The 25,732-nt window shown below is 65.8% G+C and carries 31 protein-coding genes and 1 tRNA gene; 26 read left to right on the forward strand and 6 right to left on the reverse strand.

Features of this window, described 5'->3' with window-relative positions; translation table 11 throughout:
• Positions 1-143 precede the first annotated feature (143 nt).
• The 25 genes from flgB to AO716_RS10060 all read left to right on the forward strand — a co-directional run bounded on the left by flgB (position 144) and on the right by AO716_RS10060 (position 20,755).
• Positions 144-488, forward strand: coding sequence for a flagellar basal body rod protein FlgB (gene flgB / locus AO716_RS09940; RefSeq protein WP_055240724.1), 345 nt, complete (start codon positions 144-146; stop codon positions 486-488).
• Positions 488-880 (forward strand): flagellar basal body rod protein FlgC, encoded by a 393-nt coding sequence (locus AO716_RS09945; RefSeq protein ID WP_055240725.1) that lies wholly within the window; start codon positions 488-490, stop codon positions 878-880. Before flgB ends, AO716_RS09945 begins: the two co-directional genes overlap by 1 nt.
• Positions 880-1,188 carry a flagellar hook-basal body complex protein FliE gene (gene fliE, locus AO716_RS09950; RefSeq protein ID WP_055240726.1) on the forward strand — a complete coding sequence of 103 codons (309 nt, stop codon included), beginning with the start codon at positions 880-882 and terminating at the stop codon, positions 1,186-1,188. Before AO716_RS09945 ends, fliE begins: the two co-directional genes overlap by 1 nt.
• Entirely contained in the window at positions 1,188-2,798 is a 1,611-nt protein-coding gene (gene fliF / locus AO716_RS09955; protein ID WP_055240727.1) for a flagellar basal-body MS-ring/collar protein FliF, read from the forward strand. Before fliE ends, fliF begins: the two co-directional genes overlap by 1 nt.
• Positions 2,795-3,922 carry a flagellar motor switch protein FliG gene (gene fliG, locus AO716_RS09960; RefSeq protein WP_195840688.1) on the forward strand — a complete coding sequence of 376 codons (1,128 nt, stop codon included), beginning with the start codon at positions 2,795-2,797 and terminating at the stop codon, positions 3,920-3,922. Before fliF ends, fliG begins: the two co-directional genes overlap by 4 nt.
• A complete protein-coding gene (locus AO716_RS09965; protein ID WP_055240728.1) occupies positions 3,912-4,532 on the forward strand; it encodes a FliH/SctL family protein in 621 nt (206 codons plus the stop codon). Before fliG ends, AO716_RS09965 begins: the two co-directional genes overlap by 11 nt.
• Complete coding sequence (locus AO716_RS09970; protein ID WP_082413477.1) at positions 4,529-5,959, forward strand: FliI/YscN family ATPase; 1,431 nt, start codon at positions 4,529-4,531, stop codon at positions 5,957-5,959. Before AO716_RS09965 ends, AO716_RS09970 begins: the two co-directional genes overlap by 4 nt.
• A 2-nt stretch (positions 5,960-5,961) precedes the next feature.
• On the forward strand, positions 5,962-6,393 hold the full coding sequence (locus tag AO716_RS09975; protein WP_055240729.1) for a flagellar FliJ family protein: 432 nt from the start codon (positions 5,962-5,964) through the stop codon (positions 6,391-6,393).
• Positions 6,394-7,053, forward strand: a complete 660-nt coding sequence (locus AO716_RS09980; protein ID WP_082413478.1) for a C40 family peptidase — start codon at positions 6,394-6,396, stop codon at positions 7,051-7,053. It abuts the gene before it with no gap.
• Positions 7,050-8,342 (forward strand): flagellar hook-length control protein FliK, encoded by a 1,293-nt coding sequence (locus AO716_RS09985; protein ID WP_055240730.1) that lies wholly within the window; start codon positions 7,050-7,052, stop codon positions 8,340-8,342. The genes AO716_RS09980 and AO716_RS09985 overlap by 4 nt, the downstream gene beginning before the upstream one ends.
• Before the next feature lie 15 nt (positions 8,343-8,357).
• Positions 8,358-8,846 carry a flagellar hook assembly protein FlgD gene (locus AO716_RS09990; protein ID WP_082413479.1) on the forward strand — a complete coding sequence of 163 codons (489 nt, stop codon included), beginning with the start codon at positions 8,358-8,360 and terminating at the stop codon, positions 8,844-8,846.
• An 80-nt stretch (positions 8,847-8,926) separates the two neighbouring features.
• Positions 8,927-10,135, forward strand: coding sequence for a flagellar hook protein FlgE (locus AO716_RS09995; RefSeq protein WP_055240731.1), 1,209 nt, complete (start codon positions 8,927-8,929; stop codon positions 10,133-10,135).
• A gap of 184 nt (positions 10,136-10,319) precedes the next feature.
• The gene (locus AO716_RS10000) at positions 10,320-10,637 is read left to right on the forward strand and encodes a flagellar FlbD family protein (protein WP_055240732.1); all 318 of its coding nucleotides are present in this window, start codon (positions 10,320-10,322) and stop codon (positions 10,635-10,637) included.
• Positions 10,637-11,422, forward strand: a complete 786-nt coding sequence (locus tag AO716_RS10005) for a motility protein A (protein ID WP_055240733.1) — start codon at positions 10,637-10,639, stop codon at positions 11,420-11,422. Before AO716_RS10000 ends, AO716_RS10005 begins: the two co-directional genes overlap by 1 nt.
• Positions 11,419-12,303 carry a flagellar motor protein MotB gene (locus AO716_RS10010; RefSeq protein ID WP_082413480.1) on the forward strand — a complete coding sequence of 295 codons (885 nt, stop codon included), beginning with the start codon at positions 11,419-11,421 and terminating at the stop codon, positions 12,301-12,303. The genes AO716_RS10005 and AO716_RS10010 overlap by 4 nt, the downstream gene beginning before the upstream one ends.
• Before the next feature lie 62 nt (positions 12,304-12,365).
• The gene (locus AO716_RS10015) at positions 12,366-13,241 is read left to right on the forward strand and encodes a flagellar motor switch protein FliM (protein ID WP_055240734.1); all 876 of its coding nucleotides are present in this window, start codon (positions 12,366-12,368) and stop codon (positions 13,239-13,241) included.
• Complete coding sequence (gene fliN, locus AO716_RS10020; RefSeq protein ID WP_055240735.1) at positions 13,241-13,939, forward strand: flagellar motor switch protein FliN; 699 nt, start codon at positions 13,241-13,243, stop codon at positions 13,937-13,939. The genes AO716_RS10015 and fliN overlap by 1 nt, the downstream gene beginning before the upstream one ends.
• On the forward strand, positions 13,940-14,398 hold the full coding sequence (locus AO716_RS10025) for a FliO/MopB family protein (protein ID WP_055240736.1): 459 nt from the start codon (positions 13,940-13,942) through the stop codon (positions 14,396-14,398).
• Positions 14,398-15,291 carry a flagellar type III secretion system pore protein FliP gene (fliP, locus tag AO716_RS10030; protein ID WP_082413481.1) on the forward strand — a complete coding sequence of 298 codons (894 nt, stop codon included), beginning with the start codon at positions 14,398-14,400 and terminating at the stop codon, positions 15,289-15,291. Before AO716_RS10025 ends, fliP begins: the two co-directional genes overlap by 1 nt.
• Complete coding sequence (gene fliQ / locus AO716_RS10035) at positions 15,291-15,566, forward strand: flagellar biosynthesis protein FliQ (protein ID WP_055240737.1); 276 nt, start codon at positions 15,291-15,293, stop codon at positions 15,564-15,566. The genes fliP and fliQ overlap by 1 nt, the downstream gene beginning before the upstream one ends.
• Before the next feature lies 1 nt (position 15,567).
• Entirely contained in the window at positions 15,568-16,326 is a 759-nt protein-coding gene (locus AO716_RS10040; RefSeq protein ID WP_055240738.1) for a flagellar biosynthetic protein FliR, read from the forward strand.
• Positions 16,327-17,454, forward strand: coding sequence for a flagellar biosynthesis protein FlhB (locus tag AO716_RS10045; protein WP_055240739.1), 1,128 nt, complete (start codon positions 16,327-16,329; stop codon positions 17,452-17,454).
• Positions 17,451-19,502, forward strand: a complete 2,052-nt coding sequence (locus AO716_RS10050) for a flagellar biosynthesis protein FlhA (protein ID WP_055240740.1) — start codon at positions 17,451-17,453, stop codon at positions 19,500-19,502. Before AO716_RS10045 ends, AO716_RS10050 begins: the two co-directional genes overlap by 4 nt.
• Complete coding sequence (locus AO716_RS10055; protein WP_055240741.1) at positions 19,477-20,445, forward strand: hypothetical protein; 969 nt, start codon at positions 19,477-19,479, stop codon at positions 20,443-20,445. The genes AO716_RS10050 and AO716_RS10055 overlap by 26 nt, the downstream gene beginning before the upstream one ends.
• 64 nt (positions 20,446-20,509) lie before the next feature.
• Entirely contained in the window at positions 20,510-20,755 is a 246-nt protein-coding gene (locus tag AO716_RS10060) for a carbon storage regulator (protein WP_055240742.1), read from the forward strand.
• A 218-nt stretch (positions 20,756-20,973) separates the two neighbouring features.
• Here AO716_RS10060 and AO716_RS10065 read toward each other — a convergent pair whose 3' ends face one another.
• The 6 genes from AO716_RS10065 to tmk form a co-directional block, all read right to left on the reverse strand.
• Complete coding sequence (locus tag AO716_RS10065) at positions 20,974-21,321, reverse strand: hypothetical protein (RefSeq protein WP_055240743.1); 348 nt, start codon at positions 21,319-21,321, stop codon at positions 20,974-20,976.
• A 270-nt stretch (positions 21,322-21,591) separates the two neighbouring features.
• Positions 21,592-21,756: a hypothetical protein gene (locus tag AO716_RS17455; protein WP_160317924.1), complete on the reverse strand. Its 165-nt coding sequence runs from the start codon at positions 21,754-21,756 to the stop codon at positions 21,592-21,594.
• 116 nt (positions 21,757-21,872) lie between these two features.
• Positions 21,873-21,948: transfer RNA gene (locus AO716_RS10075), tRNA-Thr, on the reverse strand.
• 131 nt (positions 21,949-22,079) lie between these two features.
• Positions 22,080-23,651 carry an alpha/beta hydrolase gene (locus AO716_RS10080; protein WP_055240745.1) on the reverse strand — a complete coding sequence of 524 codons (1,572 nt, stop codon included), beginning with the start codon at positions 23,649-23,651 and terminating at the stop codon, positions 22,080-22,082.
• Positions 23,652-23,698: 47 nt separating this feature from the next.
• The gene (locus AO716_RS10085; protein WP_055240746.1) at positions 23,699-24,841 is read right to left on the reverse strand and encodes a DNA polymerase III subunit delta'; all 1,143 of its coding nucleotides are present in this window, start codon (positions 24,839-24,841) and stop codon (positions 23,699-23,701) included.
• Positions 24,838-25,473: a dTMP kinase gene (tmk, locus tag AO716_RS10090; RefSeq protein WP_055242108.1), complete on the reverse strand. Its 636-nt coding sequence runs from the start codon at positions 25,471-25,473 to the stop codon at positions 24,838-24,840. The genes AO716_RS10085 and tmk overlap by 4 nt, the downstream gene beginning before the upstream one ends.
• A gap of 50 nt (positions 25,474-25,523) precedes the next feature.
• Here tmk and AO716_RS17460 point away from each other — a divergent pair, with 50 nt between their 5' ends.
• Positions 25,524-25,688, forward strand: a complete 165-nt coding sequence (locus AO716_RS17460; protein WP_160317925.1) for a hypothetical protein — start codon at positions 25,524-25,526, stop codon at positions 25,686-25,688.
• The last annotated feature ends 44 nt before the right edge of the window (positions 25,689-25,732 follow it).

The raw sequence follows: 25,732 nt of genomic DNA on the forward strand, positions 1-25,732 counted from the left end.
CAGGAATCGGAAATACCTATGTCCCCACCGAAAGTACTTACACTCGCCGTCAAGCCGCCGATAACCAACAGTGAGCATGGATAGCTCAATTAACAGGCCACGGATAGGCCGCTCTGTTCCCCCATAAGAAGCGGGTTTTCCCTGTGTTCGACTCCGTGTCCTCGGTGGCGCTGCAAAGCGCTTTGAATGGCCTGTCCCTGCGGCAGCGCGCCATCGCCAACAACATCGCAAACGTGAACACCCCCGGCTATCACGCCCAGCGGGTGAGCTTCGAAGACGCCCTGGCCAAGTCGGTCAAGGCCGGAAGCAAGTCCTTCACGGAGTCTGCCACCGCCCGGTCGCTCGAACCGACCCGCCTGGATGGTTCCAACGTCAATCTGGACACCGAAACGCTGTCCAACATCGACACCGTCCTGCGGTTCCAGTTCGCTTCCCAGGCCGTTGGCGGAGAAGCCAACTCGCTCCGCACCGCCATGAGGACCCAGTAATGACATTTGACGCCATCGGCATTGCCGGCACATCCCTGACCGTCCACCGCAAGTGGCTGGACGCTGTCTCGGACAACCTCGCCAACATGAACAACGCCTCCTCCACCGACGGCGCTGCCTTCCAGGCCCGGTACGTGGTCGCCAGGGAAGGCGCCGCCAACACCGGCGTGTACGTCTCCGGTGTTGAATACGGTGACGCCGAGGGCCGGATGGTCCACGAACCCAACCATGCCCTCGCCGATGAAAACGGATACGTCCGCTACCCGGACATCGATATGGCCGAACAGATGAGCGCCCTGATCATGGCGCAGCGCGGCTACGAGGCGAATGCCGCCGTCGTTGACCGTGCCAAGGCCACCTACGAAGCTGCTCTCCAGATTGGACGCTCCTAATGCCCGTTCCCGCAGTCGGCGCCGTTGCCGGAACCCTGCCCACCGCATACATCGAGAACACCGCACCGGCCGTCCCGGCTACGGACGGTTCAGGTTTCGCGACCCAGCTCGCCGGTGCCGTCGACAACGCGCAGCAGCTCTCCTCCGCCTCAAAGGAACTGGCCGTCAAGGCCGTCACCGGGGACCTGGATGACATCCACGCAGCCACGATCGCCTCCACGCGTGCCTCGGTCACGCTGGAACTGGTCGCCGCCGTGCGCAACAAGAGCGTTGACGCGTTCAACGAGATCATGCGGATGCAGGCCTAATGACACAGGTGAACGCGGCATTTGGCCGTTTGGGAAAAACCATCAGCCAGTTCACCTTGGCGCAGAAGACTCTTGCGCTGATTGGGATCGCTGTCCTGGCACTCGGGATCTTCGCGCTGGCCAGCTGGGCCACCAAGCCCTCCTTCACTCCGCTGTTCTCCGGGCTGCAGCCCGGAGACGCCAACAGCATTGTTGAGCAGCTGCAGGCCGACGGCGTTCCCTACGAGATCGCCGGCGGCGGAAGCACCATCATGGTGCCCGAGCAGAACGTATACGACCAGCGGCTTAAGGCCGCCGGTGCCGGGCTGCCCGCGTCCTCCACCGGGGGCTACTCCCTGCTCGATGACATGGGCGTGACTTCCTCCGAGTTCCAGCAGTCCGTGACCTACAAGCGGGCGCTGGAAGGCGAACTCGCCAAGACGATTGGTGCGCTCAACGGTGTGAAGACAGCTTCCGTGCAGCTGGCAATTCCGGAAGACACCGTCTTCGTCTCGGAAAAAGTTGACCCAACCGCCTCGGTCTTCATCGACACAGAGAACGGTGTGACGCTCAGCGGTGACCAGGTTCAGGCAATCGTCCACCTCACCTCTGCCGCCATCGACGGCATGAAAGCCACCAACGTGGCAGTCATCGACTCAGCCGGAACCGTGCTCTCCGCCGTCGGCGTGGGAGCCACCGGGTCGGCTGACAAACAGGCCACCGACTACGAACAGCGAATTGCAGCTTCCATCCAGGGCATGCTGGACCAGGTTGTGGGACCGGGCAACGCCACTGTGGCTGTTGCGGCGGACATGAGCTACGAATCCGCCAACCGCGTGGAGGAAACCTTCACCAACCCGGCCGGGAACCCCGCACTGAACGAAGCCACCACCACCGAGGAATACACCGGCGGCGGAGCAGGCAACACGGCCGCGGGCATCCTTGGCCCGGACAACATCGCCGTTCCGGACGGAGACGGCGACGACGGCGCGTACACCTCTGAATCCACCACGAAGAACAACGCCGTGAACAAGGTGACCGAGACCCGGGAAATCCCGGCCGGTGCCCTCAACCGGCAGACCGTCTCCGTGGCACTGAACTCAGCAACCGCAGCAGGCATGAACGTCGCGGACATCCGCGCCCTGGTTACCAACGCCGCCGGCATCAACGTGGCACGCGGCGATGAACTCACCGTGGAAATGGTGGCCTTCAACGCCAGTGGCGCCGAAGCAGCCCAGGAAGCGCTGGCCGCGGCAGACGCCGCAGCCGAAGCCGAACGCCGGGCCGAGCTGGTGCGGATGGGAATCCTGGCAGCCGGCATTGTCGCCATCGTCATCCTGGCCCTCGTGGCCTACGCCATGCGCTCACGCCGGCAGAACCGCCAGGCCGTGGACATTGGCATCCTGCCGGAACTCGATCCCCTTGCCCCGCCGGCCGGCCTGGCCATGATTGGCCAGGACCAGGGACGGACCGCCCTGGAGCCGCCGGTTGACACGGCCTCACTGCGGATCGTGGCGAACGCGGCGGACTCCGAGCGCAAACTCGAAGAACTTGACCACCTGGCACTGCAGGACCCGGTCCGTACCGCGGACTATCTGCGCAACTTCATGGATGAGGGGCAGCGGGTATGAGCGAGCAGAATTCCGGAACGGCAGTAGCCACTCTGCCGGATCCTGACACCGAACGGCCGGCTGAAGCGCCCACAGCAGCGGTTCCAGCGGTACGCGCCCCCGTGGCCACCCCGGTACTGCCCAGGCTGACCGGGATGCAGAAGGCTGCAGTGATCCTCATGCAGCTTGAGACCTCCCGCGCCGCCACCGTTCTCCAGCAGTTCACCGAAGCCGAGGCCCAGGAACTCGCGGCAGAAATCGTGAACCTGCGCCGCGTCGACGTGGCTGTTGTTGAATCGGTCATCAACGAGTTCTACGACATGACAGTGGACGGCCGGCGCCGTGCCCACGGCGGCCGCGACGTCGCCATGGGCCTGCTCGAGGCTTCCTTCGGCACCGAACGCGCCTCCGGCGTGATGGACCGGCTGGCCTCCTCGATGGCGGGCAAGTCCTTCGAGTTCCTGGAACGGGCCGAACCTTCCCAGATTGTGAGCCTGCTGGAGCACGAACTGCCGCAGACCATCGCCCTGGTCCTGGCGCACATGCGTCCGCAGCGGGCCTCTGCCGTAATCGGCGGGTTCCCGGACCAGCTGCGCACCGACATTGCGCAGTGCATCGCCAACATGTCCCGGGCCACACCGGAGGCCATCCGGATTGTTGCCGAGACCCTCAAGGCGCGCGCCACCGCCGTCGGCGCCGCACGTGAAGCCGCGGACCAGATCGGCGGCATCCAGCCGCTGGTGGACATCATCAACCGGGCCGATGCCGCAACCGAACGTGCCATCCTCGAAGCCCTGGACGCACGGGATCCGGAACTGGCAGAAGAAGTACGCTCCCGGATGCTCACCTTCGCGGACCTCACCAAGCTCGAACGCCGCGATGTGCAGCTGGTGCTGCGCGGAATCGACGTCGGCGTCCTGGCCCTGGCCATGAAGGGCGCCAGCGAGACGGTGCTGGAGACCGTGCGGAGCAACGTCTCCGAACGCAACCGCGAGATCCTGGACGACGAGATCGCAGCATCGGGTCCCGCCCGCCTGTCCCAGGTGGAGGAGGCCCGCGCCACGATCGTGCGGGCGATCCGCGACCTGGAAGCCCAGGGTGCGATCACCATCCACCACGCGGACGAGGAAGAGTATGTCTACTGAGTCCCCGGAACGCACTTTCGCGCGCATGGCCTACCCCGCGCTGGGTGGCCACGACGTGGAGCGTGCCGTGGAACGGGGACGGACGCAGGGACACGCGGCTGGATACGCAGCAGGCATGCACGCCGCTGCGGCCGAGACCGCGCGTCTGCGTGAAGAACTTCGGATCCGGTTCGACGCCGAAACGGCGGCCCTGCGCGCCCGCGCGGACCACGCCCTGCAGCTGCTGAACAACGCCGAGCAGAGCCTGGCCAAGCTGACCGTTCCAGTGGTGGCTGAGGTCCAGGATTCACTGGCCGCGGCTGCCCTGGACCTGGCCGAAGCGCTGCTGGGCAGGGAACTGGCCAACGGAGAGACCTCTGCACGGGCTGCCCTTGACCGGGCTCTTTCCGGAGTCGATACCCGGCTGGTCCATCAGGTCCGGATGCATCCCGCAGACCTTGCCGTCCTGGGGGACGATGTACTTAACCAAGCCGGCGTTGTGTTCACCCCGGATGCGTCCCTGAAACGCGGCGACGCGGTCACGGAGTTCCCGGACGGGTTCCTTGACGCCACGCTGGGAACGGCCCTCGCCCGTGCCAAGGCAGCCCTGCTGGGGGACGACACACCATGACCTTGACGGCAGATCCACGTTCCCTGCAAGCCCAGGACCCCGCCGCGCCCAACGCCGCCGTGCCGCCGAGCCGGCGCGAGCGGCGCCGTGCCGCGGCATCCAAACCAGCCACCTGGCGTCCCCGCGCGGAGGCATTCAACCATGCACTGGCCGCTGCCCGGCCGCAGCGGGTAGGGCGGGTCTCCACCGTCGTCGGGCTGAGCGTGGAAGTCACCGGACTGGACTGTGCTGTGGGCGACCTGGTCAGTCTGGGCGCCCCGGGATCGGACGTCGACGCCGAAGTTGTTGCCGCCACACGGGACGGTGTGCGCTGCATGCCGTTCGGACGGCTTGCCGGCCTCACCGCCGGCAGCCCTGCCCGGTCCAAGGGCATGCCGCTGCGTGTGCCGACCGGCAACGGACTCTTTGGCCGCGTCCTGGACGGACTGGGCCGGCCCATTGACGGCAAGGGTCCGCTGCACGTGGAGCAGTACGTCCCGCTGGACCACGACACCCCTTCAGCCATGCAGCGTTCCCGAATCACTGAACCGCTGCAGCTTGGCGTCCGTGTGCTGGATACCCTGACCACCGTTGGCAAGGGCCAGCGCATGGGCCTATTCGCCGGGTCCGGCGTGGGCAAGTCCTCCCTGCTGTCGATGATCGCCCGGGGCACCGACGCCGAGGTCTCTGTCATCGCCCTGGTGGGGGAGCGCGGCCGTGAAGTCCGCGAATTCCTCGAGGACGATCTGGGTGAAGAGGGCCTGGCACGTTCAATCGTTGTTGTGTCCACCTCCGACGAACCGGCGCTGATGCGCCTGCGGGCAGCCTTCGTAGCGACCCGCATCGCCGAGTCCTTCCGCGACCGCGGCGCGGACGTCATGCTGATGATGGACTCCCTGACCCGTGTGGCCATGGCCCAGCGCGAAATAGGGCTCTCAGTCGGTGAACCGCCGGCAACCCGCGGCTACCCGCCGTCGACCTTTTCATTGCTGGCCCAGCTGCTGGAACGCGCCGGCACGGACAAATCCGGTTCCGTTACCGGCATGTACACCGTCCTGGTGGACGGAGACGACCACAACGAACCGATCGCTGACTCTGCCCGTTCCATCCTGGACGGCCACGTGGTCCTGGACCGCAAACTGGCTGTCGCAGGTCATTTTCCGTCCGTGGACGCCCTTGGGTCGATTTCCCGCGTGGCCTCCAGGGTCAATCCAAAGGACCGCAGCCAGGCTGCGTCAGGCCTGCGCCGGGTGCTTGCCGCACGCCGGTCAGCGCAGGACCTGATTGACGTTGGCGCCTACCAGCGCGGCACCAATCCCCTGGTAGACGCGGCCGTTGCCAACGAGGACATGATCAACACGTTCCTGCAGCAGCGGATGGATGAACAGACACCGGCCGACGCCGCGTGGGAGCAACTGCACCGGCTCACACTGAATTTGGGGGTTTGAGAATGGGACGAGACTTTCCGCTTGCCGGCCTGCTGCGCCTGCGCCGGCTCCAGCAGGACAGCGCCGCCGGTAACCTGGCAGCTGCCAACGCCGCCCTGCGCCGGAGTTCCGAAGCGCGCAGCGAGGCCTACGATTCGCTGGCGGCGACACCCCTTGAAGCAGCCGACGCAGCAACCCTCACCGCCATCGCAGCTGCACGTGCCTCTTCGCGCAGCATGCTGGCAGACCTGCTTGCAGCCGAAGCCCTCGAAAGCGCGGCAGTGAACTCGGCCCAGGCCGAATTCCAGGCTGCCCGCGCCCGTTCCGTGGGCCTGGAAAAGCTTGAAACCAAGCACTCAGACGCCGTTGCGGTGGAAGACCTGCGCACTGAACAGAACATCCTGGACGAACTTGCCGGAACCGCCTGGCACCGCCGGCAGAAAGAAGCACTCTAGATGAGCATGACCGACGCGATCGGCCGGATCCAGGAAATCCGTTCCACGATCGACGCCCTGTCCGGAACCCCGGCCGCTGCCGCGGCGGGCGCTTCCGCAGGTCCGGCTGCGGCCACGGCTGCCGGAAACGGCGCCGGGGACTTCGCTGCCACCCTTTCCGCGCTGACCGGAGCCAGCTCCGGACTGCCCGGCGGGGCTTCCAACGAGGCGCTTATGGGTTCGGTGGAGAAGTACGTTGGGCTCCCGTATGTGTGGGGAGGCAACGATCCGGCGGTGGGCCTGGACTGTTCCTCCTTTGTGCAGAACGTCTTCAAGGATCTTGGCTACAGCCTGCCGCGCGTGACCTGGGATCAGATGAACTCCGGTACCAAGGTGGAGTCCCTCGCCCAGGCCCAGGCCGGTGACCTGCTGTTCACGCACGACGGCGGGCACGTCTCCATCTACCTGGGCAACGGCAAGGTGGTGGACGCCCCGCAGCCGGGGAAGACCATCCAGATCCGTGACGCCTGGGAGACCGATGCCAACATCACGACCATCCGGCGCATCCTCCCGGCCGAGGCAGCCCAGGGCGCAGCCTCTCCCGCTGCCACCGCGGCGATTACTGACATGGTGGCTTCCGCCCGCGCCATGCAGGCTTCCCTGATGGGGGCCGGAGCATGAGCGTCCCCGTCACATTCCTGACCCCCCGGCTGGCGCCGGCTGGAAACGGTCCCCGGTCCAGCAGCGACGGCGGGGCCGGATTCGGATCAGCCCTGGAAGCGGCCGCCGGCGCAGCTGCAGAGACGCTGCCGGAAGCACCCGGTTCCGCAGCAGAGCCTGCCGAGCCGGAGACTGCAGCCATGCCTGCCGGCACGGAAGCATCCGCCAGTGCAGCCGGTCTCAGCTTCGATGACACGTCATTGCTGAACGGGCTGGTTGCCCCGGTGGCGGTACTTCAGCCGCGGCAAGCGGTGACTACCGCAGAGGGCAGCCCGGAGGGCACCGATCCCGAGTCAGCACTCCTAACCGGCGACGGCACTTTGCTCCCGGCAGTCTCGGCTGCCGGGACGGCTGAAACGCCTGCAGCAGCGGCCATGGCAACCGCAGCAGGCATCGCTGCTGCAACCGTTCCAACCGACGCCGACCCGGCCTCCGCCGACAGCGGGGACACCGACACGCCCCGTCCGGTCACTGCAGCGCAGGGCGAGGCAGCGAAGGCTCCGCAGGCGGCAGCCCAGTTCGCCGGCGGGTCCGGCACGGGGGCTGGAGCCGGCCCTTCCAGCCGTCCGGACCGCGGTGCCGCTCCAGCGGGTACGCTTCCTGCTGCTTCGGCCGCGTCAGGCACGTTCCAATCCGGTGTGCTTCAGGGCGGAACCGCCGGACCGGTCCCTGCTGGAGCTGAACCGGCTGCCGAAGCCGCGGCGGAAACGGTCAAGGTTCTCCCCTCGGCTGCCCAGCCTGCCGCGGCCGCAGCCGCCGCGCCCGTCGTATCCGTGCCGGCAGTCCAGGTGGCCGCTCCGGTGCCCGTCCAGGCCACGGTGCCGGCCCAGCCGGCTCCGCTCCTGACCCAGGTGGCGCAGCCGCTGTTTAGCCTGAGCTCGGCAGCAGCCGGAGAACACGTCATGACCCTGAGCGTCACCCCCGAGAACCTGGGACCCGTCACCGTCCGCGCCCATGTCAGCGCGGACGGTATCCGGGTAGAGCTCTTCGCCCCGAATGATGCCGGCCGCGAAGCACTGCGGACCATCCTTACGGATTTGCGCCGGGACCTCTCCGGTTCGGGCATGAACGCGTCGCTCTCCCTTTCCGCGCAGGACCAGCCGGGGACCGAGGCTGAAGGACGCGGGGAAGCACCGGAGCGCGGCACGGCCCGTACCGGCGCAGAGCCCGACGCCGGACCAGTTCCCGTGCAGCAGATCTTCCGTCCCGTGGCACACGGGCCGCAAACCACCCTCGACATTCTGGCCTGAGAAGGAGAACCACCCATGCCGGTAGAAGCAATAGCACCAACCAGCGGGGCCGCCGACGCGCAGGCCGTCCGCGCACCCAAGCAGGTCATGGACAGCGAGCTGTTCCTGACCCTGCTGGTCACCCAGCTGCGCAACCAGGATCCCAGCTCGCCCATGGACACCAACGAAATGATCGGCCAGACCACGCAGCTGGCCACCATGGAACAGCTCACCAACATGGCCACCATGAGCGAGGAGAACTTCTCCCTGCAAATGCGCATGGCCGCAGCGGGCCTGATCGGCCAGACCGTCACCTACACCAACGAAGCCGGGGAATCAGTAACCGGTACCGCGAATTCGGTTTCGTATCTCTACGGAGTGCCGACAGTGAGCGTTAGTGGTGTGGATGTCCTCCTTGACGCCATCTCCGGAGTAGTGGCTCCAGGCGTCCCGGCACCGGCACCGGGTGACGGTGCGGACACCGGATCCGGCGACGGCTCCGGCAACCCGGGCACGACGGCGTAACCCGGCTGCCGCCGGTCCCTGCACTCCCGGTATCTCAGGTTTTACAAGCTTCCAGACCCATCAGCTGAAAGGCGTTTCCCATGCTCCGCTCCCTGTACTCCGGAATTTCCGGACTCCGTTCGCACCAGACCATGCTGGATGTCACCGGCAACAACATCGCCAACGTGAACACCACCGGCTACAAGGCCACCGCAGTCCAGTTCCAGGACACCCTGTCCCAGCTGACACAGGGCGCCACCGCGCCCGGTGCCAACAACGGCGGCGGAAATCCGGCGCAGGTGGGCCTGGGTGTGCTGGTCTCCGGCATCACCACCAACTTCACGCAGGGTTCGGCCCAGTCGACCGGCCGCGCCACGGACATGATGATCTCCGGTGACGGCTATTTCGTGACCAAGGCGGGCAACCAGACCACGTACACCCGTGCAGGTGCCTTCGACCTCGACGCTGACGGCCGCCTGGTCACCACGGACGGCAAGATCGTCCAGGGCTGGACGGGCGTGAACGGCGTCATCAACACCGGCGGTGCCGTGGGCAACGTGGCCCTGCCCGACGGCGCTATCGCCCCGGCCGTTGCCACGCGAAACGCCACGATGGGCGGCAACCTTCCCTCCGAGACGCTGCCTGCAAATCCAACTGCCGTGCCGGCCGTGGCAGCCGGGACGATCGTCCGGGACATGGACGTCTACGACGCCAACGGCAACGCCACTGTTGTATCCCTGACCTTCACCCGCACCGCGGGTGGCTGGGATGTGTCTGCACCGGGCGCAACTACCGTTTCACTCGCGTTCAATAACGGCACCCAGGCTGCCGGCAACCCTGCTGCGCTGACGGTTGCCGGTCCTTCCGGTAACGTCGCCGTGGACCTCACCGGCCTCACCAGCTACGCCGGCGTCAGCACCGCATCGGTCACCGGCCAGGACGGCCGCGCCGCAGGAACCCTGGAGTCCTTCTCCATCTCCAAGGACGGAACCATCATCGGTTCCTTCACCAACGGCGCCAAGCAGTCCCTGGCCCGCATCGCCGTCGCTACCTTCGCCAACCCCGCCGGCCTGGAGAAGGCCGGCAACTCCGGCTACACCGCCACCGTGAACTCCGGCAACCCGGTCCTGGGCGGACCGGGCGACCCCGGCATGGGCAACGCCATCGCCGGTTCGCTGGAAATGTCCAACGTGGACCTCTCCCAGGAATTCACCAACCTGATCGTCGCCCAGCGCGGATTCCAGGCCAATGCCCGAATCATCACCACCTCGGATGAAGTGCTGCAGGAACTGACCAACCTCAAGCGCTAGCCCGCACCAGCAGCAACAGCAGACCCCCGCACCGGCGTGCGGGGGTCTGCTGCGTTTGCCCAGCAGCCCTCCCACTAGGAACGGGACCCGGGCCGGAGCCCCGGTTTGCTTACCGATACCGGCCGTCTGCCGAAAGTATGGGTGACGGCTTAGCCAAGCCGGACGCTGCAACCGGGACGGGCACATGATTGTTCTTACGCGACTGAACGACGCTCAGTTTGCCATCAACCCTGACCTGATTGAACGCATCCACTCCAATCCGGACACCACCCTGGTGATGGTGGACGGAGCCAAGTACATCGTCACTGAGTCCCTGGACGAAGTGATTGCCCTGATCGCCCAGTTCCGGGCCAGGGTAATTTCCATGGCCCGCGATCTTCCGCAGGTCCCGCTGCGGCCGGGAACAGGACTTGGACTGGTGCCGGATGCAGGCGCCGGGGGGACGCCGGCAGCGAGCGACAGCATTACCAAGACCGTGCCCCTTCGTCCGAGGAACAAATAATGGATCCGGCAACAATCATCGGCTTAGTCCTCGCGTTCGGTGCGCTCTTCGCGATGATCACCCTCGAAGGCGCGCACCTTACCTCCATCCTGCTCCCGGCGCCGATGATCCTGGTCTTTGGTGCCACGCTCGCGGTGGGACTGGCCGGCGGCACGCTGAAGGACTTCATCTTCTCCTTCAAGTCACTTCCCCGCGCCTTTATGGGCAAAAAGCCCAAGCCCCAGGAAACCATCGACAACGTGGTGGCGCTGGCTGAAAAGGCCCGCTCCGAGGGCCTGCTGTCCCTTGAACGAGATGCCGCTGAGGTGGACGACCCGTTCCTGCGCGTGGCACTGCAGAACATCGCCGACGGAACAGACGGTGAAGAACTGCGGATCCTGCTCGAAGACGAGATCAACACCAAGGCTTCCAGCGACAAGGTGGCCGTCAAGTTCTTCAACAGCCTGGGCGGTTACGCTCCGACCATCGGCATCATTGGCACGGTGGTCTCCCTTACCCACGTCCTGGAGAACCTCTCAACTCCCGCGACGCTGGGCCCAATGATTGCCACCGCCTTCGTGGCGACCCTGTGGGGCCTGTTGTCAGCCAACTTCATCTGGCTGCCGATCAGCGCCCGCCTCAAGCGGCTCAGCGACCTTGAAGTCGAACAGATGACGCTCCTCATGGAAGGCGTGCTGGCCCTGCAGGCCGGCAGCCAGCCGCGGCTGCTCGGTGAGCGCCTTCGTGCCATGGTCCCCGCCCACGAACTGAACGCTCCGGCCCGCGAGACCAGCGAAGCGGCATGAGCACGCCCAACCGCCGCCGCCGCAGCCGGGACGAGGAAGAAAGCCACCCGGACGAACGCTGGATGGCTTCCTACATGGACATGGTCACAGTACTGATGTGTATGTTCATTGTGCTCTTCGCAATGTCCACGGTGGACCAGGCAAAGTTCGAGCAGCTGAAGGCCTCCCTCGCCACAGGATTCGGCCAGGTGGAAAGCAACACCGTTGATACCGCCAAGGGCGTGGTGGTTCCCCCTGCCATGGTGGAGGACGAAGAGATCCTGGACCCGGACGCAGACCTGGCCATGCTCGCGGCCATGGAAGTCCAGGACCTGACCGAGCTGCGGGACCGACTGCAGCACGGTCTGGAAGACAAGGGGCTCCAGGACGATGTCCGTTTTGAAATCGATGAACGCGGCCTGACCATCCGCCTGGTCAGCTCTGAGATGTTCTTCGAGCCGGATCTGTCCGACCTCACGCCGCAGGCGCTGGACGTCCTGAACGTTATTGGCCCCATCCTGCAGCCCACCAGCTATGACCTTTCGGTGGAAGGCCACACCGCCCAGGTGCGGCAGTTCACGGACTCCGCACTGGACTGGGAGCTTTCATCTTCACGTTCCGTCAACGTGCTCCGGTACCTGATGGAGTCCGGCGGAATCGACTACAGCCGGATCAAGGCTGTTGGCTACGGAGAATCGCGGCCACTCACTGCCGGCGGCACCGCGGCGGAACTGGCGCAGAACCGCCGGGTGGACATCGTGGTGCTCTCGGGACAGTCCGAGGCAGTGCGGCAGCTGATGCCCGGGGTCGTCAACGGGGAGATTGTGTTCCCTGCTGAGCCCTCTGCGCCAGGTGGCGGAGAGGATGCCGGGCAGGAAATCTTGCCCGCGTCCAACCACTAACCAAGCGGTGGCCGTAACCGATAGTTCCCTGCGTGACGGTCCAGCAAGATGTACCCCTTGGCATGCCCCCCAAATCCCCCCGGCAGGTGGAAGTCTATGACTTCCGCCGGCCCACGACGCTTGCCCGCGAGCATGCCCGGGTCCTGGAGCTGGCTTTCGATACCTTCGGACGCCAGTGGGGCACCCAGCTGACAGCCAAGGTGAGGGTCCTGTCCCAGGTCACCTCCGAGCAGGTACAGACCATGACGTACGACGAGTACGTTGCGACACTTCCCGAGAACACCGGCATGGTTCTTTTTTCAATGCCGAACATCTCCGCGAAGGCCGTCATCCAGTTCCCGATGGCTGCAGCGCTGTCCTGGGTCCGGCACATGCTCGGCGGCAGCGGCAACCAGCCCGCCCCGGAGCGGAAGCTGACCCACATTGAGCAGGCGCTCCTGGGCCGGATCATGGACGAGGCACTGGAAGACCTCCACTACGCGCTCGGCAGCCTCCTGGCCGCTCCGCTCTCCCCGTCTTCGATCCAGTACAACTCGCAGTTTGCCCAGGCAGCAGGCTCCACAGTGCCGATGATCGTGGCCCGTTTCGAGATGGTGGTGGGCGACGCCGTCGCTCCCGCCACCGTCGCCCTGCCCGCCGAAGCGATCCTGCCCCAGCTGGGTCCTGTCCGTCCGAACCTTTCGGACGCGACCCCGGCCGAACTCATTACCGAGCAGCTGGCCAACCTGCCGGTGGACGTCTCCCTGCAGCTGAACCCCGTAATGGTGAAGCCCAGCAAGGTGCTGGAGCTCTCCGTGGGGGACGTCCTAAGCCTTGAACATCCGCAGCACCGACCCCTGAATGTCACAGTCGACGGCCAGACGCTGGCCCAAGCCGCGGTGGGGGCCAGCGGCTCCCGTCTGGCCGGAGTGATCGTAAGCACCGAGGAGAACATCTAATGAGCACCACCCTGGCCCAGCACGCCGAAGCCGCAGCAGCCCTGGTTGGCCTGCTGCCCACCCCGGCTCCGCTCCAGCCCGCCCCGCACTCTTCGCTGGGTCTTCCGCTGGAAGCGATGACGCAGGCCGTCACTGCCTCCTTCGTCGGATCTGTCTCCGCTGACCTGGCCGTTGTACTGCTGTCCGCAGCGGGCAGCGTCTCTGACGTCGCCGGAACCGATTCCCCCGTGGTTTCCGCAGCCGACGTGCTGCGCCCTGCACTGGAAGCAGCCAGCGCCACTTTGGGCGCCGGTGTGCTCGGTGACGCCCGGACGGAGGATGCCTCTGCCCTGTTCAGCCACATGGACGCCTCCGTATTTGAGCTGCGCGGGCCCGAAGGCACCGCCGGCTGGTTCGCGGTGCGCGTGCGCTCCGGTGAAAACGGCAGCACGGCCGCCCAGTCCGTGGTCGGCAAGCTTGGCCGTATCAACAACGTCGAAATGGCGCTGACCGTCGAAATCGGCCGCACCCGCATGGCGGTGCGTGACGTCCTGAACCTCGAACCGGGCCGCGTAGTGGAACTTGACCGTTCCGCCGGCGCTCCGGCAGACATCCTGCTCAACGGCCGGCTGATCGCCAACGGCGAGATCGTCGTCGTCGACCAGGACTACGCCGTCCGCATCACCAAGATCCTGGATGTAGCTGAGGGCCTGGGCTAAATGGATGATTCCGCAGTCATGGCGCTGCGGGTCCTGGTATCGCTCGGTGTGGTCCTGGGGCTCCTGTGGTGGCTCCAGCGCCGGCTGGTTCGGGGACGTGCCTCCTCCGGCGTCGAAGCGCCCGTCCGGGTGCTGAGCCGGCAGGCCATCAGTCCCAAGGCTTCAGTCGTGGTTCTGGAAACCGGCGGCCAGCGCTTCCTCCTCGGAGTCACCGAGGCCAACGTGAACGTTCTCCACACCTCCGAGGCTCCGCCTGCGCCCGACGCCGGGTTTGCCGCCTCGCTCCAGGACGCCTCCGGCGTGCCTGTTCCGGGAACGGACGACGGCGGGCTGCCGCGCCGCCGCGATACGCGGCGCGCCGCCCCGGAGGGCGCAGCCTCCATGCTGAACGGTTCGATTCTCTCTCCTGATACCTGGCGGCAGGGCGCAGCCTTCCTCCGCCGCGGACGGACCGAGTAATGCCCGCGACAGGTCCCGCTATTACCGAGCCCTTTTGCGGCTCTGCAGCCTCGAAGGCGTCCGGCGGTCCCCGCCGTTACCTGCTCACGGCACTGTTCGTGCTTGCAGCCACGCTGGTGCTGCTTCTCGCCGGCGCTGCCGCCGGACACGCCACGACTTTCGATCCGGTAGCGCCGGCTGATCCCGCTGCTCCGACGCAGCCCGGGGATCCGGAGGAGACCGGTGGATTCTCGGTAGACATCAACGGTGTTGACGGGACCCCGTCCACTGCCGTCGTCACCCTCATCGGCATCACACTGCTTTCGGTCGCTCCGGCCCTGCTGCTGATGATGACCTCCTTCACGAAGATTTTCGTGGTACTGGCCATGACCCGCAATGCGCTGTCCCTGCCCTCCATTCCGCCGAACCAGGTGCTGGCCGGGCTGGCACTGTTCCTTTCCCTGTTCATCATGTCGCCGGTGCTCACGGAGATTAACAACCTGGCAGTCCAGCCCTACCTCAACGGCGAGTTCACCTTTAATGACGCGCTCGGGGCCGGTTCCGGGCCGCTGCAGCAGTTCATGCTGGCCCACACACGGGAAGAGGACATTGCACTGATGACCCGTGCTGCGGGCCAGCCAAACCCGGAGAGCCCGGAGACCGTGCCGCTGCTGACACTGATTCCGGCATTCATGATCTCGGAGCTGCGGGCAGCGTTCATTATCGGTTTCGTTATCTTCATCCCGTTCCTGGTCATCGACCTGGTGGTTTCCGCAGCGCTGATGTCCATGGGCATGATGATGCTTCCGCCGGTCATGATCTCCCTGCCGTTCAAGATCCTGCTTTTTGTGCTCGTTGACGGCTGGGGCCTGATTATCACGTCGCTGGTGAACAGCTACCAGGGCGGTGGCTGATGGATACCAGTGCTGTCCTGGACATTGGGCTCCAGGGACTCTGGGTAGCGGCGAAGCTGGCCGCACCGGTGCTGCTGACCGCCCTGGTGGTCGGTTTCTCGATCTCCCTGCTGCAGTCCATCACGCAGATCCAGGAAATCACGCTCTCCTTCGTGCCGAAGGCGATCGCGGTGTGCATCGCACTGCTGGTCTGCGGCCACTGGATGATCACGGAAATGATCACCTTCACGCAGCAGCTGTTCGAGAAGATCCCGTCGCTGCTCGGCGGAGGATGACATGTCCATCACCATCGACCAGGCCTGGCTGGAAGCGGTAATGCTGGCCGGTGTGCGGATGGTTGCGTTCCTGGTCATCGCCCCGCCGTTCTCCTACAACGCTTTTCCGGGCAGGGTAAAGGCGATGCTCGCCATCGGGCTGGCGCTGGCCGTGGCCCCGCAGGTCTCCGAGGGCTACTCGAACCTCGGGACGGCGGCTTTTATCACCGGGCTTGTCCTTGAATTCGTTGTTGGTGCAGTGCTGGGCTTCCTGGTCCTCATCGTGTTTTCGGCAGTGCAGTCGGCCGGTCAGCTGATCGACCTCTTTGGCGGCTTTTCCCTGGCCCAGGGATTCGACCCGCAGTCAATGGTCAACGGTGCCCAGTTCACCCGCCTGTTCCAGATCACGGCGCTGGCCCTGCTCTTTGCCTCCGACGGGTACCAGATGATCATCTCCGGACTGGCCCGCAGCTTCTCAGCCCTGCCGCTGGCCGGCGGAATAGACCTCTCCGACCCGGCGCAGGCGATGATTACCGCAGTGACCCAGATGTTCATCGCCGCAGTGCAGATCGCCGGACCGCTGCTGGTGGTGCTCTTCCTGGCGGATGCAGGGCTTGGCCTGCTGACCCGTGTTGCGCCGGCGTTGAACGCCTTTGCCCTGGGCTTCCCGCTGAAGATCTTGCTGACCCTGACCCTGGTATCCGTGGTGTTCGTTGCCCTGCCCCGCGTGGTTTCGGTGCTTGTGGACCAGATTGTGCGCACGCTGGCGGGGGTGGGATAAATGCCGGAACAGGACTCCGGAGAGCGGTCAGAAGCCGCCACCCCAAAACGGATGAAGGAAGTCCGGGAAAAGGGCCAGCTTTCCCGCTCCGATGACCTCACCGCCTGGGTGGGCGTGGGTGCGGCGGCAGCCATGATGCCGACGACCATTGGCCGCGGCGCAGACAAAGGCGCTGAAAGCCTCATGCGGGTCGACTCGCTGATGGCTGACCCCAGCCCGCAGGCCGCACTGCGGATGTTCCAGGACGGACTGGGCGGCCTGACCTACGTCCTTGGGCCCATGCTCTCGGTGGTGGTGGTTGCCGTGCTGGCCACTGCAGCACTGCAGGGCGGCATCCACTTCAAGAAGTTCAAGGGCAAGTACGAACAGTTTGACGTGGTCAAGGGCATGAAACGGGTTTTCGGCGGGCAGGCCATCTGGAACGGCGTGAAGGCCCTGCTGAAGACTGCCGTCGTCGGGCTCGTTCTGTACGCAGTCATCCAGAACCTGATGCCGGTGCTGATGACGGCCGGCGGCATGTCCATCAGCGCGCTGATCGCCGAGGCGGGCGGGGGAGTGGCCACGCTGCTTCAGTTTGCCGTCGCTGCGGGACTGGCCCTGGCCGGCGCGGACATCCTGATGGTGATGCGCCGGAACCGTAAAAGGACCCGGATGACCAAAAAAGAGGTCAAGGATGAGAACAAGAACACCGACGGCGATCCGCTGATCAAGTCACAGCGCCGTTCCCGCCAGCTGGCGATGAGCCGAAACCGCATGATGGCTGCGGTAGCGGACGCCGACGTCGTGCTCCTCAACCCGACCCACGTGGCCGTGGCGCTGAAGTACGAACCCGGAAAGTCCGCACCGCGTGTCACGGCGAAAGGTGCCGGCACGATCGCCGCGCGCATCCGTGAAGAAGCCGAGACCAAGGGCGTGCCCATGGTCCGCGACATCCCCCTGGCGCGGGCCCTGCATTCGGCCTGCGAGCTGGGCCAGGAAATACCGGTCGAGCTGTACAACGCAGTCGCCCGGGTCCTGGCCTTCGTCATGGCCCTGAAGAACCGCGGCGCCGCCGCCGGGGTGCACACCATGGCACCCGACCCCGCTTCCACTGTCCCCGCCCCACAACACCGTAAGGCCCCGCTGTGAACCGCAACCTCCTGAAGCTCACCATTCCCGTGGGCGTGATCGGCATTATCCTGCTGTTGGTGGTCCCCATCCCCGCGGGCATGCTGGACGTGCTGATCATCATCAACATCCTGCTCGCGCTGGTGATCCTGCTGACCACCATGTTCGTGAAGAAGCCCCTGGACTTCTCCGTCTTCCCGTCCATGCTGCTGGTAGCGACCCTGTTCCGGCTTGGCCTGAACGTCGCGTCCACCCGCCTGGTGCTCGGCGAAGGGTATGCAGGCCAGGTCATCGAGGCCTTTGGACACGTTGCAGTGGGCGGCTCCCTGATCATCGGTGCCGTAATCTTCCTGATCCTGGTTGTCATCCAGTTCGTGGTTGTCACCAAGGGTGCAGAACGCGTCGCCGAAGTCGGGGCACGGTTCACCCTGGATGCCATGCCGGGTAAGCAGATGGCCATTGACGCGGATCTGAACGCCGGACTGATCACGGACATCCAGGCCCGTGAACGCCGCGCCGAGGTCTCCGCTGAAGCAGACTTCTACGGGGCCATGGACGGCGCCTCAAAGTTCGTCAAGGGCGACGCGATCGCCGGCCTGATCATCATCATCATCAACGTCATCGGCGGCATCGCGATCGGCATGCTGCAGCGCGGGATGTCCGCCGGGGAAGCGATCAACACCTACACCCTGCTGACCATCGGCGACGGTCTGGTCACGCAGATTCCTGCTCTGCTGATGGCAGTCTCCACGGGCATGATCGTTACCCGGTCCAATGCCGAATCGGACATGGCATCCACTGCTTCCGCCGAGCTGAGCCAGTCCCGCAACGCGCTGATGATCGCCGGCGCAGCAGCGATTGTCATGGCACTGATCCCGGGTATGCCGAAGATCCCGTTCATCGTGATCGGCGCACTGCTGATCTTCGCCAGCCAGCGCGTCAAGGCACGCCAGGCCGCCGAGGAGGCCGCTGCTGCGGACCCCGTTGCCCAGCTCACCGCGGCCCCGGCGGCAGACACCACGGAAGACCTGATCGAACAGATGCGCGTGCACGCACTGGAGGTGATGCTCTCCCCGGACCTCGTGGACATTGTCACCGGCGGCTCGGACGACCTGCTGGCCCGGGTCCGGGCCCTGCGGCGGAAGATCGCCCTGGAACTGGGCATCGTCGTACCCCCGGTGCGGACCCGGGACAGTGTTGACCTTCCGGCCTCCACCTACGTGATCCGTATTGCCGGAGTGGAAGCCGGCCGCGGCGAAGCCCCCGCCGGGAAAGTCCTGGCACTGGGCGACTTCCTGGACGGCCTGCCCGGCACCGCGACCGTCGAACCGGTCTTCGGACTCGCCGGCAAGTGGGTGCCCACCGAAATGCGGCATGCCGCGGAAATGGCCGGCGCCACCGTGATCGACCGGGTCTCGGTGCTCGTCACCCACCTTTCGGCAATCATCACGGCCAACGCCGCGCGGCTGCTCACCCGTGAGGACGTGCGGGTGCTGACCGAAGGCGTCAAACAGGTCAGCCCCTCCGCCGTGGATGAACTCATCCCCGGTGTGCTCTCGCTGGCTGAGGTCCAGCGGGTTCTCCAGGGCCTGCTGGCGGAGCAGATTCCAATTAATGACCTTCCCCGGATCTACGAATCCCTGCTGCTCAAGGCGAAGGCCTCGCCGGACCCGGAAGGGCTCGTTGAGGCAGCCAGGCAGGCCCTTGGGCCGGCGCTGGCCGCCCAGTACGTCAACTCCGGGGTGCTGAGGGTGATCATGATCGATCCCTCGCTGGAGCAGTCCATGCTCGAGAACCTGCGTCCCTCAGACCAGGGCACCCAGATCCTGCTTGACCCGACCCGGATCGAAAGCATCATAGGATCACTTAAGTCCACTGTGGCCACAGTGGAGAACGCGGGCCACACGGCGGTGCTCGTCTGCGCACCCGCGCTCCGGCCGGCCATCCGGCGCCTCGTGGCAGCGCAGACCAACGGGCTGCCCGTGCTCTCCTACCAGGAGGCCACCGCTGCAAACGTGAACATTGAGACAGTAGGAGTGCTCCGTGGAACCGAGACGATTTCAGCTTGAGGGTCCGTCCATTGACGCCCTGAAAGCCAAGGTCCTCGCAGAACACGGACCCCGGGCGCGGATCATCGGGGCAGAGAAGGTCACCGTCGGAGGTATCGGAGGGTTCCTCGCCCGCCACCACTACGAGGTGACGGTAGAGCTGCCGCCCCGCGGCCGCCGCGCTGCACCTGTGGAGGCGGACCTGCCCAGCCGGGCCGGCATCGGGGCGCTGCTGGCCAGCGCGGAAGAGGCCGAAAGCAAACTCAGTCCCAGGACGCCGCCGTTGCCGGACGTTTCCACCGCCACCAGCGCCTTCGCGGACCTCATCGCCGACCTGTCACAGAACACCGGCGCGCCTGCCCGCGCACCTGAACCTGCCCGCGCACCTGAACCGGCCCGGATTCTTGAACCGGTGGAGTTCCCGCAAATTTCCTCCCCCGGTCCCGGGGACGCCGTCCAGCGGCAGGAGGTCCCTTCGCCCCTGGCGGGTGCGGGCGACCTGGTGATCGTAGTAGGGCTGGGGCAGGACCCCATGCTGGTCTGCGAGTCCATGGCCGCGGCTGCCGGATTCAGTGCCCAGGCGCTTCGCGCGGCCGGTGCAGTGGACGGCGGCGGTGTGGGGCGGGCCGGTGACCGCCGCTCCGTGGCCACTGCCCGCGCGGCCGGGGTGCTGGCCGGCCACCCCATTTTCCTTGCTTACGGCATCGGCCGCGGCGTCAGCGAAATCGCACGCCACACCACCCTGATCTCGGCGTTGTCTCCAGACCAGCTGTGGGTCGCAGTTGACGCCGGGCGCAAGACTGAGGACACCGCGGCCTGGGTAGGTGCGGTCCGGGCGGCGGCTCTCGTCCACGCAGTCGCTGTCGAAGGGCTGGAAGGTACTTCGACGCCGCAGACGGTAAATACGCTGGGCCTGCCTGTTGGCTGGCTCGACGGCGCCGCTGCGCCCGCGCCAATCCTGTGACATCCCGGGTGCAGTATCTGTGCCGCATCGATAATGCCGTGCATGCTTGCGATAGAGTGACTAAATGCTCGTGCTAACGCGGAAATCAGGAGAGCAGATCCTGATCGGTGATGACATTGTCATTACCGTGCTCGATTCGCGGGGCGACGGTGTCCGAATTGGCATTGATGCACCCCGCGGAATGAAAATCCAGCGCAATGAAGTTGTCCGCGCTGTCGAAGAAGCCAACGTTGCGGCAGCCACGCCTTCCCCCGACGGCGAAGAGCGAATCAAAGCGCTCCTGGAACTGCGCCGGCCGCAGGCCGACTAGCAAGCCTTCTTCCTCCGGGACAACGTGTCCCGCCCATCCGTAACTCCAGCCGGTGGCTGCCGTCCGTTAAAAGCCGAGCCCCGGCAACCATTGGGGTGGCAGCCGGGGCGGCGAGCCAGGCTCTTTCCGCGGACGGGCGGTCAGAGCGGACACATGCAACTGTGCGGCTCGATTGGGTGCAGTAATTACTTGGGGATACTGCGGTTTTGGGGAAAGTTCTAGCTTCCGGACCGTACCTTGGTGCCGAAGAGACGAATGGTGCGGCGGGCGGGTGCGGACATCCGCGTGCGGGAGCCGGCGACCTGGCGGACGACCTGGCCTTTGTCGGAGCGGGTGCCGTAGTAGTCCTGAAGGACCCGGCGCTCGTGAGTGGAGCAGCGCACTCCGGGGTAGCGGTAGCCGCGGATTACCCAGTAACCGGTCTTGTCCGAGGGACGCTTGTCATCGGCCCAGTCCGGAACCAGACGGCGGCCGCATTCAGCGCAGAGGGCTGCAACGTGGCTGTCCCGCTGGGCATCCGTGTAGCGCTTGACCAACACATCGGTACCGGCGTTCCATGCGTTCACGTTCTACCCCCAAAAGTTTGCGGTCCTGATGTCCCGCGTGGCTTGCTGTTTTGCTGATGGGTATGACGATATAGCTGCTCTCCAAAACAAACGCTCAAGTTCGGCCCGCATGACGCGCAATGTTTCCTGAAGAATTAGTTGAGCCAATCTTGAGCTTCGCGGGCCTGTCTTTGGTAATGGAAAAAGCGGCAGCTGCCCTCGGGCAACTGCCGCTTTTTTCGTCTTTTATGCCGTTCCCGGAAGGGGCAGGACCCAATTCCCGAGGAACATTCAGCGGGGGCGACGCCGCAGCAGGAACCGGCGCAGTGCACGAATGAGTCCCATCAGCCCGAAGACGACGGGCATGATGGCAATGATGCGTGCCACGGGATCGTCAACGAAGGCGAAGATGCAGACGCCGAAGAATACGTGGAGGGCGTAGCCGGCCGTCTGCATGGCGGGGGAGTGCTTCCGGAGCGCTTTGCGAAAGGTAGTGATTTTGGCTCCCGGAAGTTCTTGGTTCTGCTGCAGCAAAGCCCCCGGGACCAGTGGTGGTGCCGGGGGCTTTGCGGTGGAGCCTCCTGCCAGAATCGAACTGGCGACCTTCTCATTACGAGTGAGACGCTCTACCAACTGAGCTAAGGAGGCGGGCTTCCTCTAACCGGTAACGGCCAGAATCCACAAGGAATAACTTTATACGGCGCAGGCAGCCGGGTCAAAAGCGAGGCAAAGCTGCGGCACCCGTGCATGCACCGGGTGCCGCAGCGCGGCTGTACTTCCTAGGAACAAACCAGCCCGTCCTCGGGGACGGTGCCGTCTATGAAGTAGTCCTCGACGGCGTCGGCAATGCACTGGTTGCCGCGGCCGTAGGCGGTGTGCCCCTCGGCTTCCCAGGTGACCAGGACAGCGGAGTCCAGCTGGCCGGCCAGCGCCTGCGACCATTCGTACGGTGTGGCGGGGTCTCCGGTGGTGCCGATCACGAGGATCGGCGCCGCGCCCTCAGCTGTCAGCGGGCGGGGCTCATTCACCGGCTCGTAGGCCCACGCTTCGCAGGTCAGCCCGCCGTAGGCGAGGAACCGTCCCAGGGTGGGGGAAGCGGCCTCGAGTTCGGCGGCGTCAGCAGCCATCTGCTCCGGGTCGCTTTCCATCGGGTAATCCAGGCAGTTCACTGCGCTGAAAACCTCATAGGAGTTGGACTCGTAGGTGCCGTCGGGGTTCCGTTCGGCGCCCAGATCCGCCAGCATCAGCATGGTAGTCGGGTCCCCGCGCAGAGCGGATCCGAGCGCCTGCGTCAGGGCGGGCCAGTTGGCATCGTTATACAGCGGCAGGATGAATCCGCTGACGAAGGTGGCAGCGGTGACCAGGCGGCCGTCGGCAGCACTGAGGGGGCTGGCCTCCACTGAGGCGATGAGGTCACGGATGGTTTGCACGCCGTCGTCCACGGTGCCGTCCAGCGGGCAGTTGGAGGAAGTCTGGCAGTCTTCCACGTAGGCCCGGATTGCCTGTTCAAACGCACGCGCCTGTCCAAGGGTGATCTCTTCGTTGCTCGCAGCGGGGTCAATGGCGCCGTCGAGCACCAGCCGCCCCACCTTCTCCGGGAACAGCTCAGCGTAGGTGGCTCCGAGGTACGTGCCGTAGGAGAAACCGAGGTAGTTCAGCTTGGGGTCCCCGGCCACGGCGCGCAGGATATCCATGTCCCTGGCAGCACTCTCGGTGTCCACGAAGCCGAGGAGTTCCCCGGACGTTTCGGCGCAGGCAGCGGCGTATTCAGCGGCGCTGGCCCGGGCTTCTTCAAGTCCGGCGGGAGTGGACGGGTCTGTCATTTCGGCGCGTGCCTCGTCCACCTCCTTGTCGCTGAGGCAGTCCACGGGAGTGGACCTGCCGACTCCGCGGGGATCGAAGCCCATGATGTTGAACTCGCCGCGCAGCCGGGCGGTGGTGATTCCTTCCAGCGAATCGCGGACCGTGGCGTAGCCGGATCCGCCGGGGCCGCCCGGGTTTACCAGTACTGTTCCCTCGGGGGTGCCCCCGGCTTCGGCCAGAATCACGCTGAGTTCAATGCTTTGCCTGCCGGGATCTTCGTAATCAAGCGGTACTTCCACCGTGGCGCACAGGAATGAATCGTCCTCGCAGGACTCCCACACCACTTTCTGGGAGTAAAAGTCCTGGAGGTCTTCGGGCACCTCACCGACTACTTCGGGGGCAGCGGACTGTGTTCCCTCCCGGGGTGCCTCCGAATCGCCGGGGGTGCAGGCCACCAGGCCAGCCAGTACGACGGCGGCTGTGCCGGCCGCCGCTGCACGGCGCAGCGTGCGGGACAGGCCCCGGGGAGGGCGTCGTTCATGGGTCATTGCGGCGGCTCCTGGATCCGGGGTGGTGGTCTTGGTGGTGCGGTGCTTCACAAAAGGCTGACGGCCATGGCCTCGATGGCCAGCAGCGGGGCGACGTTGGTGGTGACCAGCCGGCGCCGCACCGCGTTGATCTCTTCCATCCGGCCCAGGATCGCTTCGGGAGTGGTCTGCCCGGCGAAGGCTTCGAGCTCCGGCCGAAGGGATTCATTGACCAGGTCGGTGCCGGAGTCCATCGCGAGCACCAGGGCGTCGCGGTAGAAGGAGAGAAGGTCAGTGAGGGCGCGGTCGAAGTAGTCATTCTTGGACCGCTTGGCCCGCCGCACCTGGTCCTCTTCCAGGCGTTTGACCTGGCTGCGCATGGAGGGAGGCAGCGTTCCTGATTCAGGGGCGCCCAGGGAAGCCAGCAGCGCGGCCTTCTCCTCGGCGTCGCGCGCTTCGAAGGAGCTGGCGGCTTCCGCCTCGGCCAGCGCCACCAAATCCGCCGCGGCCTTCATGGCGCCGGAAACACTGCGCAGGGAAAGCGGGAGCCGGACGATCTTCTCCCGGCGCTGCCGTGCCCCTTCGTCGGTGGCGAGGCGTTTGGCAACTCCTACATGGCTCTGCGCCGAACGGGCAGCGTCCTGCGCCACCTGGGGATCAATCCCGTCCCGGCGCACCAGGAGCTCGGCGACGTCGGCAACCGGCGGAAGGCGCAGCCCCACCGGGCGGCAGCGGGACCGGATAGTGACCAGCACATCCCCGGGGCTGGGGGCACACAGCAGCCAGATGGTGCGCGGCGGCGGTTCTTCGATGGCCTTGAGCAATACGTTTGTGCTGCGTTCCTGCATACGGTCGGCGTCTTCGACAATCAGCACACGCCAGCGTCCGGTGGAAGGCTTGTCCTGGGCCTTCTTCACCAGTTCCCGGGCCTCTTCGATGCTGATGGTGACCTTTTCCGTGGTCACGGATGAAACGTCCGCGTGGGAACCGGCCATCGCTGTCCGGCAGGAGTGGCACGTCCCGCACCCGCGGAGGGCAGGGTCAGGCTCCTCGCACAACAGGGCAGCGGCGAAGGCACGGGCAGCGTTGGAACGGCCGGAACCGGGCGGACCGGTGAACAGCCAGGCGTGGGTCGGGCGTTCTTCGGCAGCCGCGCGGCGCAGCTGCTCCACTACCGGTGCCTGGCCCTGCAGGTCATCCCAGACGCTCACGGCAGCAGGCCTCCGATCCGCGCCAGGATTTTCTGTGCCAGATCCGCCACGGGTGCCGATGCATCCAGGACCAGGTACCTGCCGGGGGATGCTTCAGCCAGGGCAAGGAACGCCTGGCGGATACTGCCGTGGAAACTGTCTGGTTCCGATTCCAGCCGGTCTTCGGCTGCATCGGAGGCCGTGCGGCGGCTGCGGCCGGATTCGGGATCCACGTCAAGCAGGACAGTGAGGTCCGGAACCAGGCCTTCGGTGGCCCATTCGTTGATGGAGCGGACGGCGTCCGTACCCAGATTCCGCCCGGCGCCCTGGTAGGCCACGGAGGAATCGATGTAGCGGTCACAGACTACGACGTCGCCGCGGTCCAGGGCGGGCCGGATCACCTGGTCCACATGGGCAGCGCGCGAGGCGGCGAAAATGAGGGCTTCGGTGCGGGCATCGATCTGGCCGTGGCCGTGTTCCAGGACCAGCGAGCGCAGTTTCTCGCCCACCGGCGTGCCCCCGGGTTCGCGGGTGCGGACCACGCTCCGTCCGGCGTCCTGCAGTGCCTGGGTGAGCAGCGACGCCTGTGTCGACTTGCCCGCGCCGTCCCCGCCTTCGAAGGCGATGAAAAGACCGGCACGGGATTCAGAAATACTCACCCGCCTAGCCTACCCAGTCAGGCTGGGAATGAGCTGTCGGCGGCGTGCCCCCGCTGCCCGGCGAGCAGCCGCAGGATCTCGTCGAGCTGTGCCGTGTGGTTCAACAGGCGTCGAGAGCTGATGCGGCCGTCCTCAGCCTGGCGCTGGCCATCACCGCACTGCGGCAGCCGTCAGATCCGGATCCCACTCCCGGAGGACAGTTCGTCTAGCCGCGTAGCCGCGTGTCGGAACATGACGCCTGCGCCGGTGCCCT

This window comes from Arthrobacter sp. Edens01 (genome assembly GCF_001307035.1).
GTDB lineage: Bacteria > Actinomycetota > Actinomycetes > Actinomycetales > Micrococcaceae > Arthrobacter_B.